The 14551-nt window shown below is 66.4% G+C and carries 14 protein-coding genes; 6 read left to right on the forward strand and 8 right to left on the reverse strand.

The features are described 5' to 3' along the window. Window positions 1-9: 9 nt before the first annotated feature. Complete coding sequence (locus JW897_RS23710) at window positions 10-1212, reverse strand: MFS transporter (RefSeq protein ID WP_205467881.1); 1203 nt, start codon at window positions 1210-1212, stop codon at window positions 10-12. A gap of 292 nt (window positions 1213-1504) precedes the next feature. Between JW897_RS23710 and JW897_RS23715 the strand changes: the two genes are divergently transcribed. Next, entirely contained in the window at window positions 1505-2098 is a 594-nt protein-coding gene (locus JW897_RS23715; RefSeq protein WP_205467882.1) for a TetR/AcrR family transcriptional regulator, read from the forward strand. Here JW897_RS23715 and pcaC read toward each other — a convergent pair. The 7 genes from pcaC to JW897_RS23750 all read right to left on the reverse strand — a co-directional run bounded on the left by pcaC (window position 2087) and on the right by JW897_RS23750 (window position 8809). Further along, the gene (pcaC, locus tag JW897_RS23720) at window positions 2087-2491 is read right to left on the reverse strand and encodes a 4-carboxymuconolactone decarboxylase (RefSeq protein ID WP_205467883.1); all 405 of its coding nucleotides are present in this window, start codon (window positions 2489-2491) and stop codon (window positions 2087-2089) included. The two genes, JW897_RS23715 and pcaC, sit on opposite strands and share 12 nt — an antisense overlap. Then, on the reverse strand, window positions 2484-3833 hold the full coding sequence (locus JW897_RS23725; RefSeq protein WP_205467884.1) for a 3-carboxy-cis,cis-muconate cycloisomerase: 1350 nt from the start codon (window positions 3831-3833) through the stop codon (window positions 2484-2486). Before JW897_RS23725 ends, pcaC begins: the two co-directional genes overlap by 8 nt. Window positions 3834-3846: 13 nt before the next feature. Beyond that, on the reverse strand, window positions 3847-4629 hold the full coding sequence (gene pcaD / locus JW897_RS23730; protein WP_205467885.1) for a 3-oxoadipate enol-lactonase: 783 nt from the start codon (window positions 4627-4629) through the stop codon (window positions 3847-3849). 12 nt (window positions 4630-4641) lie between these two features. Next, a complete protein-coding gene (locus tag JW897_RS23735; protein WP_205467886.1) occupies window positions 4642-5982 on the reverse strand; it encodes an MFS transporter in 1341 nt (446 codons plus the stop codon). A 283-nt stretch (window positions 5983-6265) separates the two neighbouring features. Continuing rightward, window positions 6266-7468 (reverse strand): 3-oxoadipyl-CoA thiolase, encoded by a 1203-nt coding sequence (gene pcaF, locus JW897_RS23740; protein WP_205467887.1) that lies wholly within the window; start codon window positions 7466-7468, stop codon window positions 6266-6268. Continuing rightward, the gene (locus tag JW897_RS23745) at window positions 7465-8124 is read right to left on the reverse strand and encodes a 3-oxoacid CoA-transferase subunit B (RefSeq protein ID WP_205467888.1); all 660 of its coding nucleotides are present in this window, start codon (window positions 8122-8124) and stop codon (window positions 7465-7467) included. Before JW897_RS23745 ends, pcaF begins: the two co-directional genes overlap by 4 nt. Beyond that, window positions 8117-8809 carry a 3-oxoacid CoA-transferase subunit A gene (locus JW897_RS23750; RefSeq protein ID WP_048415247.1) on the reverse strand — a complete coding sequence of 231 codons (693 nt, stop codon included), beginning with the start codon at window positions 8807-8809 and terminating at the stop codon, window positions 8117-8119. Before JW897_RS23750 ends, JW897_RS23745 begins: the two co-directional genes overlap by 8 nt. Window positions 8810-8979: 170 nt before the next feature. Here JW897_RS23750 and JW897_RS23755 point away from each other — a divergent pair, with 170 nt between their 5' ends. From JW897_RS23755 to JW897_RS23775, 5 genes are all read left to right on the forward strand, one after another. Next, entirely contained in the window at window positions 8980-9789 is an 810-nt protein-coding gene (locus JW897_RS23755; RefSeq protein WP_205467889.1) for an IclR family transcriptional regulator domain-containing protein, read from the forward strand. Between the two features lie 104 nt (window positions 9790-9893). Beyond that, window positions 9894-11369: a sensor histidine kinase gene (locus JW897_RS23760; RefSeq protein ID WP_053077459.1), complete on the forward strand. Its 1476-nt coding sequence runs from the start codon at window positions 9894-9896 to the stop codon at window positions 11367-11369. Continuing rightward, window positions 11366-11812 (forward strand): response regulator, encoded by a 447-nt coding sequence (locus JW897_RS23765; protein ID WP_231589315.1) that lies wholly within the window; start codon window positions 11366-11368, stop codon window positions 11810-11812. Before JW897_RS23760 ends, JW897_RS23765 begins: the two co-directional genes overlap by 4 nt. 5 nt (window positions 11813-11817) lie before the next feature. Further along, window positions 11818-13584 carry a putative bifunctional diguanylate cyclase/phosphodiesterase gene (locus JW897_RS23770; RefSeq protein WP_205467890.1) on the forward strand — a complete coding sequence of 589 codons (1767 nt, stop codon included), beginning with the start codon at window positions 11818-11820 and terminating at the stop codon, window positions 13582-13584. 82 nt (window positions 13585-13666) lie between these two features. After that, window positions 13667-14533: a TIGR02391 family protein gene (locus JW897_RS23775; protein ID WP_205467891.1), complete on the forward strand. Its 867-nt coding sequence runs from the start codon at window positions 13667-13669 to the stop codon at window positions 14531-14533. The last annotated feature ends 18 nt before the right edge of the window (window positions 14534-14551 follow it).

The following is a 14551-nucleotide window of genomic DNA, read 5'->3' on the forward strand; positions in this document are numbered from 1 at the left end:
GCCGCGCAATCAGCCGTCCAGGGCCGGTTCGAGGGCCCGCGCTTTCAAGCGCCTCCTGCCGGACCAGGCGATCAAGACCATAGACGTGCTGGCGGCCAAGGTCACGCCGAAACCGGCGCGCACGCCGGCATGGTCCACCACCCAGCCGGTCACCGCCGCGCCCAAGGCCACGCCGCTGGCGAGACCGGTGATCAGCCAGGTCAGGCCTTCGGTCAACTGGGCCGGCGGCACCATTTCCTCCACCAAACCCATCGCCACGATCATGGTGGGCGCGAAGAACACGCCGGCCAGCAAGACGCCGGCGGTCAGCAGCCATAGATTGGAAACCAGCAGCAAGGGCAGGGTGGCCAGCGCGGTGGCGGCGGCGGCCCAGACAAAGAGCCGCGCCAGCGGCATGCTTGCCTTGCGCGCGCCGAACAGCAGGCCGGCCAGGCAGGAGCCTATCGCGTACACCGACAACACGATGCTGGCCGCCGCCGGCTGTCCCTGCTGCTGGGCGAAGGCGACGCTGATCACGTCCACCGCGCCGGCGATGGCGCCCAGCGCCACCAGGGCCAGGATCAGCACTTGCATGCCGGCCAAGGCCGCCACCGAGCCGCGGCGTTCCCGCGCGCCGGGGTGCACCGGCGGTTCGGTGCCGGTTTGCGCGCAGAAGGCGGCGACGCCGCCGGCCAGCAGCAGCGCGGCCAGCAGCGGGCCGGCCTGCGGAAACGCGGCCACGCTCAGGCCGACGGCGATGGGCGGACCGACGATGAAGCAGACCTCGTCCAGCACCGACTCCAGCGAAAACGCGGTGTGCAAGCGCGGCGAGCCGCGGTAGATCTCGGTCCAGCGCGCGCGGGCCATCGCCGACATGCTGGGCATGAAGCCGGCGAAGGCGGCCGAAACGAACAAGGTCCAGGCTGGCCATTGCGCCCAGCTGCAGAACAATAAGGACAACATCGCCGTCACGCTGAGCGCGGTGGCCGCGGGCAGCACCCGGCGTTGGCCGTAGCGGTCCACCGCCCGCGACACCTGCGGCGCCAGCAGCGCCATCGAGAAGGTGAAGGTGGCGGCGACGGCGCCGGCCAGCCAGTAGGAGCCCGAGGTTTGCGACAACATGGTGATGATGCCGATGCCGGTCATCGAAATAGGCATCCGCGCCACCCAGGCGGCGGCGGAGAAGGCCAGGCTGCCGGGATGGGAGAACAAGCTGAGATAGGGGTTAGCCATCGGGTTTCCTTGTGGACGGACCTTAGAACCTGCTTACGATCTGCTGCGCGTCGGTAGAGACATTGTGCGATGAGTGCCCACTTCGAAATGCTCATGTACCACTCGTACATTCCGCTTTCTCAGCGGTTTTCGCCTTGTCTCGCTCTTGCTCGCGAGCCTTTGAACGGGCTCTTACGATTCTACGAGCTATGCGGCCCGCTGTTTTAATATACGCGACGTATGTTAAACTAATCGAGATACGCCGCGTATGTCAAATACGAAGCGATGGGCAATGCGGAAGCAGGGGAACGGAATGAAGAGCAAGACACGCAGCGAAACCATGGAGGAAACCCGGGCCCGGCTATTGCTGTCGGCGCGCCTCAGCTTCGGCTCCGACGGTTATGCGGCGGCGGTGATGGACGAGCTGACCGCCGCCGCCGGCGTGACCCGCGGCGCGCTTTATCACCATTTTGGCGACAAGAAAGGGCTGTTGCTGGCGGTGGCTCAGGCATTGGACGCTGAAATCGACGCCGAAATCGCCAGGGCGGAAGGCGAAACGCCGGAACCGTGGCCAGCCTTCAAGCAACGCTGCCGCGCCTATCTGCAGGCGGTGACGACGCCGGAGGCGCAGCGCATCCTGTTGCGCGACGCGCCGGCGGTTTTGGGCGCGGACTACGTGCAGGCCGGCCAGCGACAGTGCGTCGGCGCCATCGCCGAGCGCCTGAGCGCCTTGATGGAGGCCGGCCTGATCCGCCGCGCCGACCCGCGGGCGCTGGCGCGGCTGATCCACGGCGCGTTGGTGGAGGGCGCCTGCTGGGCTGCCGGCGCAGAACGGCCGGCGGAGGCGCTGGCTCAGACGCTGGACGCGCTGGAGCCGCTGCTGGAGGGTTTGCGGCTAAGCGCCTGAGCCGTCGCCGCCGTCACAGGACGTGGCGGCCAAGGCTTCTTCCGCCAGCTGGAAGGCGGTGTTCGCCGCCGGCACGCCGCCATACACCGCCACTTGCAGCAGGGTTTCCTTCAATTCGTCCCGGCTGACGCCGTTGTTGCGCGCGGCGCGCAAATGCAGCTTCAGTTCCGCCTCCCGGCCCAGCGCGGCCAGCATGGCGATGGTGATCAGGCTGCGCTCCCGGCGCGCCAGGCCCGGGCGCTCCCAAATCTCGCCCCAGGCGTAGCGGGTGATCAGGTCCAGGAAGTCGCCGTTGAAATCGGTGCGGCCGGCCAGGCTGCGGTCCACATGGGCGTCGCCCAGCACTTCCCTGCGTATTGTTTCGCCGCGACGACGGCGTTCTTGCTCATCCATTCCCTTGCTCCCGGTAGTGGTTCAACACCCGTTCCACCAAGGCGTCGGCCGCGCCCAGGTTGTTGGAAGGGTCCAATAGCGCGTGCAATTCCTCCCCGCTGAGCAAGGCCGACAATTCCGGATGGCCGCACAGCGCGTCGGCCAGGCTTTCTCCTTGCCGGCGCGCCCGGCGGCAGCATTCCGCCACCAAGCGATGCGCTTGCGCGTGCCCCAGCCGTTCCGCCAGCGCCATGGTCACGGCTTCCGCCATGATCAGGCCGCCGCTGGCTTCGAGATTGCGACGCATCGCGCCGGGGTGGACTTCCAGCCCGCGCAGCAGATCCACCGCTTGACGCAAAGCGCCGGCGCACAGGCACAGCAGCTCCGGCAGCGTTTCCCACTCCGCCTGCCAGCCGCCCAGGCCGCGCTCCTGTTCCTGCGCCTGGGCGGCCAACAGGGTGGCGGCCAGCCCCGGCGCGCGCGCGGCGGCGGCCAGCAATACCGCCGAGGCCACCGGATTGCGCTTGTGCGGCATGCTGGACGAGCCGCCGCGGCCCGGCTGCTCCGGCTCGCTCAGTTCGGCGATTTCGGTTTGCATGGACAAGGACACGTCGCGGCCCAGTTTGCCCAGCGTGCCGCACAAGAGCGCGCACCAGCAGGCCAGCTCGGCCAGCCGATCGCGCTGGCTGTGCCAGGGCAGGTCCGGCGCGGCGAGGTCCAGCCGCCGCGCCAGATGCTCGGCCACCGCCAACCCATGCGGCTCCAGCGCGGCCAGCGTGCCGGCGGCCCCGCCCAATTGCAGCGTCAGCAAGCGCGGCCGCAATTGACGCAGCCGCTCGCGCTGGCGCAGCAGCGCGTCCAGCAGGCCGGCGAACTTCAGCCCCAAGGTGGTGGGCGGCGCCTGTTGCAGCCAGGTGCGACCGGCCATGATTTCGCCGCGATGGCGGGCGCAGCGTTCGGCGCAGTCGTCGATCAGCGCGTCGAGATCGGCGCCGATGCCGCGCAGCGCCTGCCGCAATTGCAGCACCAAGGCGGTGTCCAGCACATCCTGGCTGGTGACGCCCCAGTGGACGAAGCGGGCGGCGTCGGCATCGGCGGCGGCGACCAGCGCCGTCAGCTGCCGGACCAGCGGAATCGCCAGATTGCCGGCCAGCGCGGCGTCCGTCGCCAGCCGGCCCTGATCGAACCGCTCGGCGCGGCAGTGCGCGGCAATGCCCTCCGCCGCGGCCGGCGGAATCACGCCGGCGTCCGCTTCGGCCAGCGCCAGCGCGGCCTCGACGTCCAGCATGGCCTGGATGGCGGCGAGGGGGGCGAAGGCCTCGGCGGCGGGGCCGGGGCGGAACAGCGGATTGAGCAGTTCCATCGGTTTCTTCGCCTCAGTGAGCGTCCAGAAAGGCCAGCAGCGCCTGTTCGAAGGCGAACGGCGCTTCCAGATTGGACAGGTGGGAGGCCGGCAGCAGCGCCAGGCGGGCGTCAGGCATCGCCGCGGCCATGGCTTCCGCCTGCGCGGCGGTGGTGACCGGGTCCTGCCGGCCGGCGATCAGCAGCGTGGGCGCGGCGATGCGCGGCAAGTCCGCGCGCAGGTCGGCGTCGGCCAGCGCCTCGCAGCAGGCGGCGTAGCCGTCCGGCGGGGTGGCCGCCAGCCAGGCGCGCGCCTGTTCCACCGTGTCCGGCGCCTGGGCGCAAAATCCGGCGCTGAACCAGCGCAGATGCGCGCTGGCGGCCAGCTCGGCCATGCCCTCGGCGCGCACTTGGGCGGCGCGCTGCCGCCAGGCCTCGGTTTCGCCTATCTTGGCGGCGCTGTTGCCGACGGTCAGGCTCCGCAGCCGTTCCGGCGCGTGAACGCCCAGCCACAGGCCGGTGAGGCCGCCCATCGAAATGCCGCAGAAGTGGGCGCGCTCGATGTCCAGCGCGTCCAGCAGCGACAGCGCGTCGCCGGCGAGGTCCGCCAGCCGCGGCGTCGCCGGTCCGGCTTCGCTGCCGCCATGGCCGCGGGCGTCGTAACGCAGCACGCGGTAACGCCGGCTCAGCGCCGCCAGCTGCGGCCGCCACATTTCCAGCGTGGTGCCCAGGGAGTTGGACAGCAGCAGCGCCGGCGCGTCGGCCGGGCCGTCCTGTTGGTAGTGCAGAGAATGGCTGGCCAGTTTCAATATGGGCATGGGGGCTCCTCTCTATGCCTGGGACTTCAAAACCGCGGGCGCGGCGTCCAGCCGCGCCATCGCGAACAAGGCCAGCGCGCCGGCCAGCACCGGCGCGGCGGCCCAGGCGAAAAAGCCGTGCGCCGATCCGGCCGCGGCAAACAGCAGGGCGCCGGTCATAGCACCGATGATGGAGCCGGCGCGGCCGGCGGCCAGCGCCCAGCTTACCCCGGTGGCGCGCGCCTGGGTGGGGTAGAGGGTGGCGGCGAGTATGCTCAGATTGTTCAAGGCGCCGGTCAGGCTGAAGCCCACCAGGAACACGGTGGCGAACAGCCAGCCGCCGTCGCCCAGCGCCGCGCCCACGGCGGACAGCGCCAGCGCCGCCAGCAGGCACAGCCAGGGCAGCACTCTGCGCGCGCCCATCCTGTCCATCAACATGGCCATGACCACGCCGCCCACCGCGCCGCCCAGCGGCACCATCGCGCTGATGCGCGCCGCCTGCGCCGTGCTGTAGCCGTGGTCTCGCAGAATGGTGGGCATCCAGTTGGTCAACAGGTAGAACACGAACAGGCAGCAGAAAAAAGTCAGCCACAGCAGCAGGGTGCGGGCGCGCGCGCCGGCGACGAACAGCAGGCTGGCCGAGGAGCGGCCGGCCGCGGCGGCGTTTTCGTGGCGGAAGGCCTGGCCCTGCCAGCGCGGGTCCGGATTGATGCGGGCGACGATGCGGCGCAGCGCGGCGGCCTGGTCCGGTTTGCCGGCGAGATAGCATACCGATTCCGGCAACAGCCAGATCATGAAGGGCAGCAAGAGCAGGGGCGCCAGGCCGCCGGCCGTCAGCACGCCTTGCCAGCCCCACAGCGGGATGATCTGGCTGGCGACGCCGCCGCCCAGCGCCAGGCCGGCGGTGAAGCCGGCGTAACTGAGGGTGACCAGCAGCATGCGGTGGCGCGCCGGCGAGTATTCCGAGCTCAGGGTGATGCAGTTGGGCAGCACGCCGCCCAGGCCGATGCCGGTGAGAAAGCGCAGCAGCGCCAGCGTTTCTATCGAATCCGACCACGCCGAGGCCAGCGTGCCCAGGCCGAAGATCAGCGTGCACAGTAGCAACACCCGTTTGCGGCCCAGGCGGTCCGCCACCGGGCCGAAGGCGAAATTGCCTATCAGCATGCCGAACAGGCCGGCGCCGAAAGCCGGAGCCAGCTGGCCGCGGGAAATGCCCCACTGGCCGATCAGCTCGGGCGCGATGTAGCCGATGGCGGCGGTGTCGAAACCGTCCAGCAGCACGATGAGAAAACACAGCGTCAACACCATGATCTGGTAGCGGGACAGCGGGCTGTCGTCGATGAATTCGCTGATGTCCATGGGCTTGTCCTGCATGGGAGCCTCCTGAGGAAAGAGGGCGCGCGGCGGGCGGCGCTCGCCGCGTCGCGCCTTGCCGATGCGCGCTTGATGGTAAGCCGGTTCTCAGAGCAGGTTCAAAGTGTCGCGGTCCAGAGCGGCGAACCTTGAACAGTTTCTCAGAGCCTGTTTACGCTCTCGCGAGCTAAGGCGAGACAAGGCGAAAACAAGCGAAAAAGCGGAGTGTACATACGGTACATGAGCATTTTGAGCTTGTTTTTGACGCGGTATCGCCGACGCGCAGCAGATCGTAAACAGGTTCTCAGACGCGCTCGATAATCAACGCGATGCCTTGCCCCACGCCTATGCACATGCTGCACAGCGCGTAGCGGCCGCCGGTGCGTTGCAGCTGGTACATGGCGGTGGCCGCCAGCCGCGCGCCGCTGGCGCCCAGCGGGTGACCGAGGGCGATGGCGCCGCCGTTGGGGTTGACGTGCGGGGCGTCGTCCGGCAGTCCCAGCTCGCGCAGCACCGCCAGCGCCTGGGCGGCGAAGGCCTCGTTCAGCTCGATCACGTCCATCTGCTCCAGCCGCAGCCCGGCCAGGGCCAGGGCCTTGCGCATCGCCGGCGCCGGGCCGAAGCCCATGATGCGCGGCTCCACGCCGGCGCAGGCCATGGCCAGCACTCGGGCGCGCGGCGTCAGGCCGTGGCGTTGCAAGGCGGCTTCGCCGGCCAGCAGCAGCGCCGCAGCGCCGTCGTTGATGCCGGAGGCGTTGCCGGCGGTGACGCTGCCGTCGGGCCGCACCACGCCCTTGAGCCGGGCCAAGGCCTCCAGCGAGGTGGCGCGCGGGTGCTCGTCGCGGCTAAAGCGCAGCGCCTCGCCCCTGGCTTGCGGAATCAGCGCTTCCATCAATTCATCGTCCAGCCTGCCGGCTTCCTGGGCGGCGGCGGCGCGCAGCTGGCTGCGCAGCGCGAAGGCATCCTGGTCCGCGCGCGAAACGCGGAATTGCTCGGCCACGTTTTCCGCCGTCTCCGGCATGCTGTCCACGCCGTAGCGCTCGCGCAGCAGCGGGTTGACGAAGCGCCAGCCCATGGTGCTGTCCTCGATGCGCAGATTGCGGGCGAAGGCGCTGTCCGCCTTGCCCATCACATAGGGCGCGCGGCTCATGCTCTCCACGCCGCCGGCGATGATCAGCTCGGCCTCGCCGCTCTTGATCGCGCGCGCCGCCTGGCCGATGGCGTCCAGGCTGGAGCCGCACAGGCGGTTGACGGTGCTGGCCGGCGTGGACGGCGGCAGGCCGGCCAGCAGCGCGGCCATGCGCGCCACGTTGCGGTTGTCTTCGCCGGCCTGGTTGGCGCAGCCGTAGAGCACATCGTCCAGCCGCTCCCAGTCCACGCCCGGGTTGCGCTGCTGCAGCGCGGTCAGCGGCAGGGCGGCCAGATCGTCGGCGCGCAAGGCGGACAGGCCGCCGCCGTAGCGGCCGAAGGGGGTGCGGATGGCGTCGCAGAGATAGGCGTGGTTCATGGTCTCTCTCCTTGGCGGGCGTCGGTCAGCCTGACCGGCGTCAGCCGCTGCAATTCGTCGAAATCCAGGCCGGGCACGCATTCGCGCAGCAGCAGCTCGCCGTCGCTGATGTCTATCACCGCCAGGTCGGTGTAGACGCGGTGGACGCAGCCGACGCCGGTCAGCGGATAGCCGCAGGCTTCCACCAGCTTGCATTCGCCTTGCTTGCTCAGGTGCTCCATCATCACGAACACCTGTTTGGCGCCTATGGCCAGGTCCATCGCGCCGCCCACCGCCGGGATGGCGTCCGGCGCGCCGGTGTGCCAGTTGGCCAGGTCGCCGCGCCGCGACACCTGGAAGGCGCCCAGCACGCAGATGTCCAGATGGCCGCCGCGCATCATGGCGAAGGAGTCGCCGTGGTGGAAGAAACAGCCGCCGGGCAATAGCGTGACCGGCTCCTTGCCGGCGTTGATCAGGTCCGGATCCGCCTGGCCTGGCGCAGGCGCCGGCCCCATGCCCAGCAGGCCGTTCTCGCTGTGCAGGAAGATGTCCAGCTCCGGCGGCAGGTAATCGGCCACCCGGGTGGGCAGGCCTATGCCCAGATTGACGTAAGCGCCTTCAGGGATGTCGCGCGCCACCCGCGCCGCCATCTGTTCGCGGTTCAGTCGATTAAGCATGCCGGCCTCCAGGCGCGTTCCGGTCGGCGACGCAGACCAGCTTGTGAACGAAGATGCCCGGCGTCACCACGGTTTCCGGGTCCATCTCGCCCAAGGGCAGCACTTGTCCCACCTGGGCGATGGTCTGGCGCGCGGCGGCGGCCATGATGGGGCCGAAGTTGCGCGCCGCCTTGCGGTATTGCAGATTGCCCCAGCGATCGCCGCGACAGGCCTTGATCAGCGCGAAATCGGCGTGGATGGGGTATTCCAGTACGTAGTCGCGGCCATGGATGCGGCGGGTTTCCTTGCCCTCCGCCAGCAAGGTGCCGTAGCCGGTGGGCGTGAAGATGGCGCCCAGGCCGGCGCCGGCGGCCTGGATGCGCGCGGCCAGATTGCCCTGCGGCACCAGTTCCAGCTCGATGTCGCCGGCGCGGTAGAGCGCGTCGAACACCTGGGAATCCGCCTGGCGCGGAAACGAGCAGACGATCTTGCGCACCCGGCGCGCGCGCAGCAGCGCGGCCAGGCCGGTCTCGCCGTTGCCGGCGTTGTTGTTGACGATGGTGAGGTTGCGCGCGCCGTGGTCTATCAGCGCGTCTATCAACTCCGCCGGCTGGCCGGCGACGCCGAAGCCGCCGATCATCACCGTGGCGTCGTCGTGGATGTCGGCAATGGCGGCGGCGGCTGAACTTACCGTTTTATCTATCATCGACTGTCCTTTGCAGGCTGCGAGCAGCCGTGAATGGAAAGGATTTTGTGCGATTATCGAACAACATATCTTTAATCGCGCATTCAGCATGCTTGCCCGTCGGACGCGCGGTCAATACGATGATCGCAATAGTGTGCGGTAATCGCTCAAGACGGAAAAAAGGAGTCAAGATGCAACAGTGGCAAGAGGCGGCGGACGAGGAGGGCGTGGAGGAGACGTTCAGCGGCGACCCCAACTACATGGCCTCGCTGGCGCGCGGGCTGGCGGTGATTCAGGCGTTTTCGGCGCAGCGGCGCCTGCTGTCCACCTCGCAGATCAGCCAGCGCACCGGCATTCCGCGCGCGGCGGTGCGGCGCTGCCTGTATACGCTGAACAAGCTGGGCTTCGTGGACAGCGAGGACGGCCGCCATTTCTCCCTGCGCCCGCGCATCCTGGCGCTGGGCCACGCCTATCTGGGCTCGACGCCGCTGGCGCGCGCCGGCCAGCCGGTGTTGCGCCACGTCAGCAGCAGCGTCAACGAGTCCAGCTCCATCGCCATCCTGGACGGCGACGACATTCTTTATATCGCGCGCGCCTTCACCAGCCGCATCATGACGGTGGACCTGGACATAGGCAGCCGCCTGCCGGCGGCCTGCACCTCGATGGGCCGGGCGATGCTGAGCCGGCTGCCCGCCGCCGAGCTGGCCCAGTTGCTGGATCGCGCGCGGCTGGTCCAGCACACGCCGCACACCATTGTTGAGCGCCCGACGCTGGAGGCGGAGCTGGCGCGGGTGGCGGAGCAGGGCTATGCCTTGATCGATCAGGAGCTGGAAATCGGCCTGCGTTCCATCGCCGTGCCCATCATCGGCGCCGACGGCCGCGCCGCGGCGGCGATCAACGTGGGCGTGCAGGCGGCGCGCGTCAGCCGCGAGGATCTGCTGCTACGCATCTTGCCGGTGCTGCGCGAGGCGGCGGCGGAACTTGCCTTGCTGGCGGGCTGAGGAAAGCTTTGCCCTTGGCGCGGATAGGACATCAGAATTAACAGCGCGCGGGAAAACCCTATGCTAAACCTACAGCAACAAGACATAGGCGAAAGCAGGGTGTCATGTCGTTCAAATTTCCGGAAAGGGCGCCCGAGACCGGCGCTTCCGGCAACGCCGGACTGGCTTCGGTAGTCGAGGCCGCCCCGGTGGGTGTGCTGGTGGTGGCGGCCGACGGCCGCATGCTTTACGTCAACAGCGCGCTGGAAAACATGTTTGGCTACAGCAAGGAGCAATTGCTGGGGCAGGCGGTGGAGATGCTGTTGCCGGCGGAGATTCGCGGCCGCCATCTCGATTTTCGCCAGCTGTTTTTCTCCAATCCCACCTCAAGAACCATGGGCAGCGGCCGCGAGCTGTTCGCCCAACATGCCGACGGACGCCAGTTTCCGATCGAAATCGGCCTGGGGTCGATGCCGCACGGCGATGAAATCTGCGCCGTCGCCTTTGTCAGCGACATCACGCCGCGGCGCCGGCTGGAACACCGTTTCGCCAAGGTGGTGGCGTCGCTGCCCATCGGCCTGCTGATGGCGGGCTCTGACGGCAAGATCTCCATGACCAATCCGACGCTGGACGCGATGTTCGGCTACCCGCCCGGCGAACTGGTCGGCCAGCCGGTGGAGGTTTTGCTGCCGCCGCGCATACGCGAAGGCCACCCGGCCTTGCGAGCCGCCTTCGCCAGAGCGCCGGAAGTGCGCTCCATGGGCTCGGGCCGCGATCTGCTGGCCCAGCGTAGAAACGGCAGCGAGTTCCCGGTGGAAGTGGGGCTGACGCCGCTGGAAACCGACGGGGAGCGGCAGGTGCTGGCCGCGATCACCGACATCTCCATGCGCAAGAAATTTGAGGAAACCTTGCAGCAAGCCAATGCGCAGCTGGAAGAGTTCACCTATGTGGCCTCCCACGATTTGCGCTCGCCCTTGCGCGGCATTGCCGATCTGATTTCGTGGATACGCGAAGATCTGGACCCGGCCCAGCTCAGCGCCGACATCGAGAGAAACTTCGTCCGCGCCGAGGAGCGCATCGCCCGCGCCGAACGCATGATAGAAGACTTGCTGGAATACGCGCGGGCAGGGCGCCAGGAGGAACGCGTGGAAGAGGTGGACCCCGGCCAACTGGTGAGCGAGGCGCTGGAGCTTCTCGACATCTCGCCGGACTTCCGGCTGGAAGTGGAGATCAAGGCCAGGCCGTTTCCCGCCGCGCGCACTCCCTTGTCGCTGGCGATCCGCAATTTGCTGTCCAACGCCTGCAAGCACCATGGACGCGGCAAGGGCGTGATCCGCATCACGGTGGTGGAGGAGGGGCGCTTCAATCTGTTCACGGTGGAGGACGACGGCGTTGGCGTGCCCGAGGGCTCGGAAGAGCGCATTTTCAAATTGTTCCACCGCGCCAGCAGCCAGGCGGAGGGACACGGCGTAGGGCTGGCGGTGACCCGCCGCATGGTCAACAGCAACGGCGGCACCGTGGTTCTGGACAGGAGCGGCGTGCTGGGCGGCGCCTGTTTCCGCATCCGCTGGCCGCGGTTTCCGCTCAAGGAGGTGGAATGATGACGAGCGCGACGATATCGAGCGACATCACGGTTTTGCTGGTGGATGACGATGACGTGGCCATCGAGGGCGTGCTGCGCGGCGTGCGCCGTCAGGGGCTGGATTGCAAGATGGTGACCGCCTGCGACGGCCTGGAAGCCTTGCAGATCCTGCGCGGCACGCACGACAGCAAACAGATCAACAGTCCCTTCCTGATTCTGCTGGACCTCAATATGCCGCGCATGGACGGTTTTCAATTTCTTGAGGCCGTCCGCGCCGACAGCCAGCTGCGAAATTCCGTGATCTTCGTGCTCACCACCTCGTCGCGCGACGCGGACCGCATGCGCGCTTACGAGGAAAACGTGGCCGGCTACATGATGAAATCCTCGGTGGGCCCGCAGTTCGTGAAGCTGATGGATCTGCTGCATTCTTACGCCCAGTCCGTGGTTTTGCCGGCCCGGTAATCGCAATGATCGACGATGTCGAATGCCTGGCGGACGCGCCGCAGCAGGTCAGCGTGCTGGTGGTCGACGACGACGACGTCGACCGCGAACGCATCATCCGCCTGCTGCATCGGAACGCCTTGTGTTCGCAGATTCTCGAAGCGGACTCCAAGGCCAGCGCCTTGAGCCTATTGGGCCGGGAATTGTTTGATTTCGTGTTCCTGGACTTCAAGCTGGACGACGGCGACGGCCGCGAACTGGTGCCTTCCATCCAGCAGCGCAATCAATCCTGTCTGATCGTGGCGGTCACCGGCACCGGCAACGAGCGCATCGCCGCCGAGGCGATCAAGCTGGGCGTGTACGAATACCTGCCCAAGTTCGAATTGACCGAAGACCGGCTGCGCCAAACCATCAGCGACGGCGTGCGGGTGGCGGCGATACAGGCCAAGCTGCGCGAAACCGAGCAGTTGCTGCAGCACCGGAGCCTGTACGACTCCTTGACCGAGTTGCCCAATCGCAATCTGTTCCTGGACCGCCTGGATCAGCTGTGCGCCTTGCACGCCCGCAATCAGCTGCCGTTCGCCGTGCTGATGATAGACCTGGACCGCTTCAAAGAGGTCAACGACAAGCTGGGCCATCAGGCCGGAGACCTGGTGCTGAGGGAGGTGGGCGCGCGCTTCTCCAGCCTGCTGCGCGGCTCGGACACCATCGCGCGGCTGGGCGGCGACGAATTCGCCGCCTTGCTGCTGGAAGTGGACGACGCGGAGTGCGCGTTGGCCTTGGCGGAGAAAGTGGGGCACACGCTGGACGCGCCCATCCTGGTGGGCGAGCACGCTTTGTCGATAGGCGCCTCCTTCGGCGTGGCGATGTGCCCGCAGCATGGCTGCGATCCCGCGCAGCTGTTGTCCTGCGCCGATATCGCGATGTACCAGGCCAAAAGCAATCTCGGCGCCGTCGCTTTGTACGCGGGAGAGCACGACAAACCCTGGCCCAAGGCGGGACAAACCACCCAGGCCTTGATCACCCAATTGACCCGGGCGATCCAGCACGACGAACTGGAAATGCATTACCAGCCCAAAGTTCGGCTGGATACCGAGGAAGTGGTCGGCTTCGAAGCCCTGGTCAGGTGGAACAGTCCGGCGCAAGGGCGGGTGAACCCAGACGACTTCATGCCCACGCTGGAGTCCTGCAATCTGCTGAGCCGTTTCACTTATCTGACGCTGGAACTGGTTCTGTCTCAACAGCAGCGCTGGATCGGCCAGCTGCGCAAGCCGTTCAAGGTGGCTGTTAACATTTCTGCCCGCATGCTGGAAGACGATCGCTTCGTCGAAGAGGTGATGGCACGGCTGGCCAGCTACAAGATTCCATCCAGCCTGCTGGTGCTGGAGCTGACGGAAACCGCGCTGGTCATCAACCCGGTCAAAGCCAAGGCGGTGATAGAGCAACTGCACGCCCAGGGCGTGTCCTTGTCGATAGACGACTTCGGCGCGGGCTTCACTTCCTTTACCTATCTGAAAAGCTGCCCCATCACCGAGATCAAGCTGGACAAGGCGTTTGCTCAAGAGCTGGAGCCGGGCTCCTTCAACGCCTCCTTGATTCAGTGCATGGCGGTATTCTGCCAGAGCCGCGCTATCGACTTTATCGTGGAAGGCGTTGAGCGCAAGGAATACTGGCCGGTGCTGACGCGGCTTGGCTGCAACTTGGGCCAGGGCTACAGCATTGCCAAGCCGATGCCGGCAGCCAAGGTGTTGCCGTGGTGGGAGGCGTGGGAGCAAGGCAAGCGCCGGGGCTGAGTGGCTATATCGGTCTCCTTCTACCGTTGGGCCTGCAATCAAGTTATCCTTTTGGCATTATCAAATGACCTGATTGCATCTCATGATTGAGCAGATTCTTGGTGTTTGCTTGCCGAGTACGAGCAATATGGCTGGCGTCCAATATCTAGGCGTGGCAGGGGGGTCGAGTAGCTGCTTTGATGCCATCAAGCGCCTTGTGCAGTACGGTGATGATATCCGCCACGCCATCCTGCTAACAGCAGAGCAACGTCACTCTTTTTTGTTAGTTGTGAACGGCGACGAGGAGATGGCGGTCAAGGTAGGATTCTCGTCGGGTTATCGGGGGGAGGGTCCGAAAACTTTGGCTGACACGCTTTCCCTTCTGCAAAGCCATGGGGTCGAGCTTGACGAGATTGATGTGCCGGCAGACCTGTTAGATCGGTTGGACGCATCGGCGTTAACGCAAAAAGATATGGTGCTAATCCGTGCCACACCCCCCATTAGGCCGCAACGGTTTTATGACTACATTGACATCAAGCCGCAGGCCCACGCTGTGGGGACTATTTGGCAGCGTTTCAACCCTGTGATGCCTTGGGCCTTGCTGGATTCACGCCTGTCCGACCTAGCGCTAAAATTCTTTGTCTCTCCTGCAGATGTGCTGCTACAAGGCTTCCGAAGGCTGGAGGATATCTTCAGAGAGCGCTTAGGGGTGACCGAGTCCGGATGTAAATTGTTTTCTCTGGCATTTAATGGGGACAACTCGCTCCTTACATGGCCTGGCATCGAGAAGTCCGAACAAGTTGGGCGCTGCAACTTATTTACCGGAGGATTCATGGCGTTTCGTAATCCAAGAGCACACCGAGAGATCGAAGACAATGCCAAGGTGCTGCTGTCCGAGTTCTTGCTGCTAAACCAACTTTACATACTGGAAAGCACCGCAGTGGCAAGAGAAGCCAAAGCCGTCTATTAAACAAATGTTCGCATAATG

Source organism: Chromobacterium alkanivorans, from assembly GCF_016937655.1.
In the GTDB taxonomy this organism is placed as follows: Bacteria; Pseudomonadota; Gammaproteobacteria; order Burkholderiales; family Chromobacteriaceae; genus Chromobacterium; species Chromobacterium alkanivorans.

Coding starts and splice junctions, on each gene's coding strand:
- JW897_RS23710 (WP_205467881.1), bottom strand. CDS start 1,212: ATGGCTAACCCCTATCTCAGCTTGTTCTCCCATCCCGGCAGCCTGGCC.
- JW897_RS23715 (WP_205467882.1), top strand. CDS start 1,505: ATGAAGAGCAAGACACGCAGCGAAACCATGGAGGAAACCCGGGCCCGG.
- pcaC (WP_205467883.1), bottom strand. CDS start 2,491: ATGGATGAGCAAGAACGCCGTCGTCGCGGCGAAACAATACGCAGGGAA.
- JW897_RS23725 (WP_205467884.1), bottom strand. CDS start 3,833: ATGGAACTGCTCAATCCGCTGTTCCGCCCCGGCCCCGCCGCCGAGGCC.
- pcaD (WP_205467885.1), bottom strand. CDS start 4,629: ATGCCCATATTGAAACTGGCCAGCCATTCTCTGCACTACCAACAGGAC.
- JW897_RS23735 (WP_205467886.1), bottom strand. CDS start 5,982: ATGCAGGACAAGCCCATGGACATCAGCGAATTCATCGACGACAGCCCG.
- pcaF (WP_205467887.1), bottom strand. CDS start 7,468: ATGAACCACGCCTATCTCTGCGACGCCATCCGCACCCCCTTCGGCCGC.
- JW897_RS23745 (WP_205467888.1), bottom strand. CDS start 8,124: ATGCTTAATCGACTGAACCGCGAACAGATGGCGGCGCGGGTGGCGCGC.
- JW897_RS23750 (WP_048415247.1), bottom strand. CDS start 8,809: ATGATAGATAAAACGGTAAGTTCAGCCGCCGCCGCCATTGCCGACATC.
- JW897_RS23755 (WP_205467889.1), top strand. CDS start 8,980: ATGCAACAGTGGCAAGAGGCGGCGGACGAGGAGGGCGTGGAGGAGACG.
- JW897_RS23760 (WP_053077459.1), top strand. CDS start 9,894: ATGTCGTTCAAATTTCCGGAAAGGGCGCCCGAGACCGGCGCTTCCGGC.
- JW897_RS23765 (WP_231589315.1), top strand. CDS start 11,366: ATGATGACGAGCGCGACGATATCGAGCGACATCACGGTTTTGCTGGTG.
- JW897_RS23770 (WP_205467890.1), top strand. CDS start 11,818: ATGATCGACGATGTCGAATGCCTGGCGGACGCGCCGCAGCAGGTCAGC.
- JW897_RS23775 (WP_205467891.1), top strand. CDS start 13,667: ATGATTGAGCAGATTCTTGGTGTTTGCTTGCCGAGTACGAGCAATATG.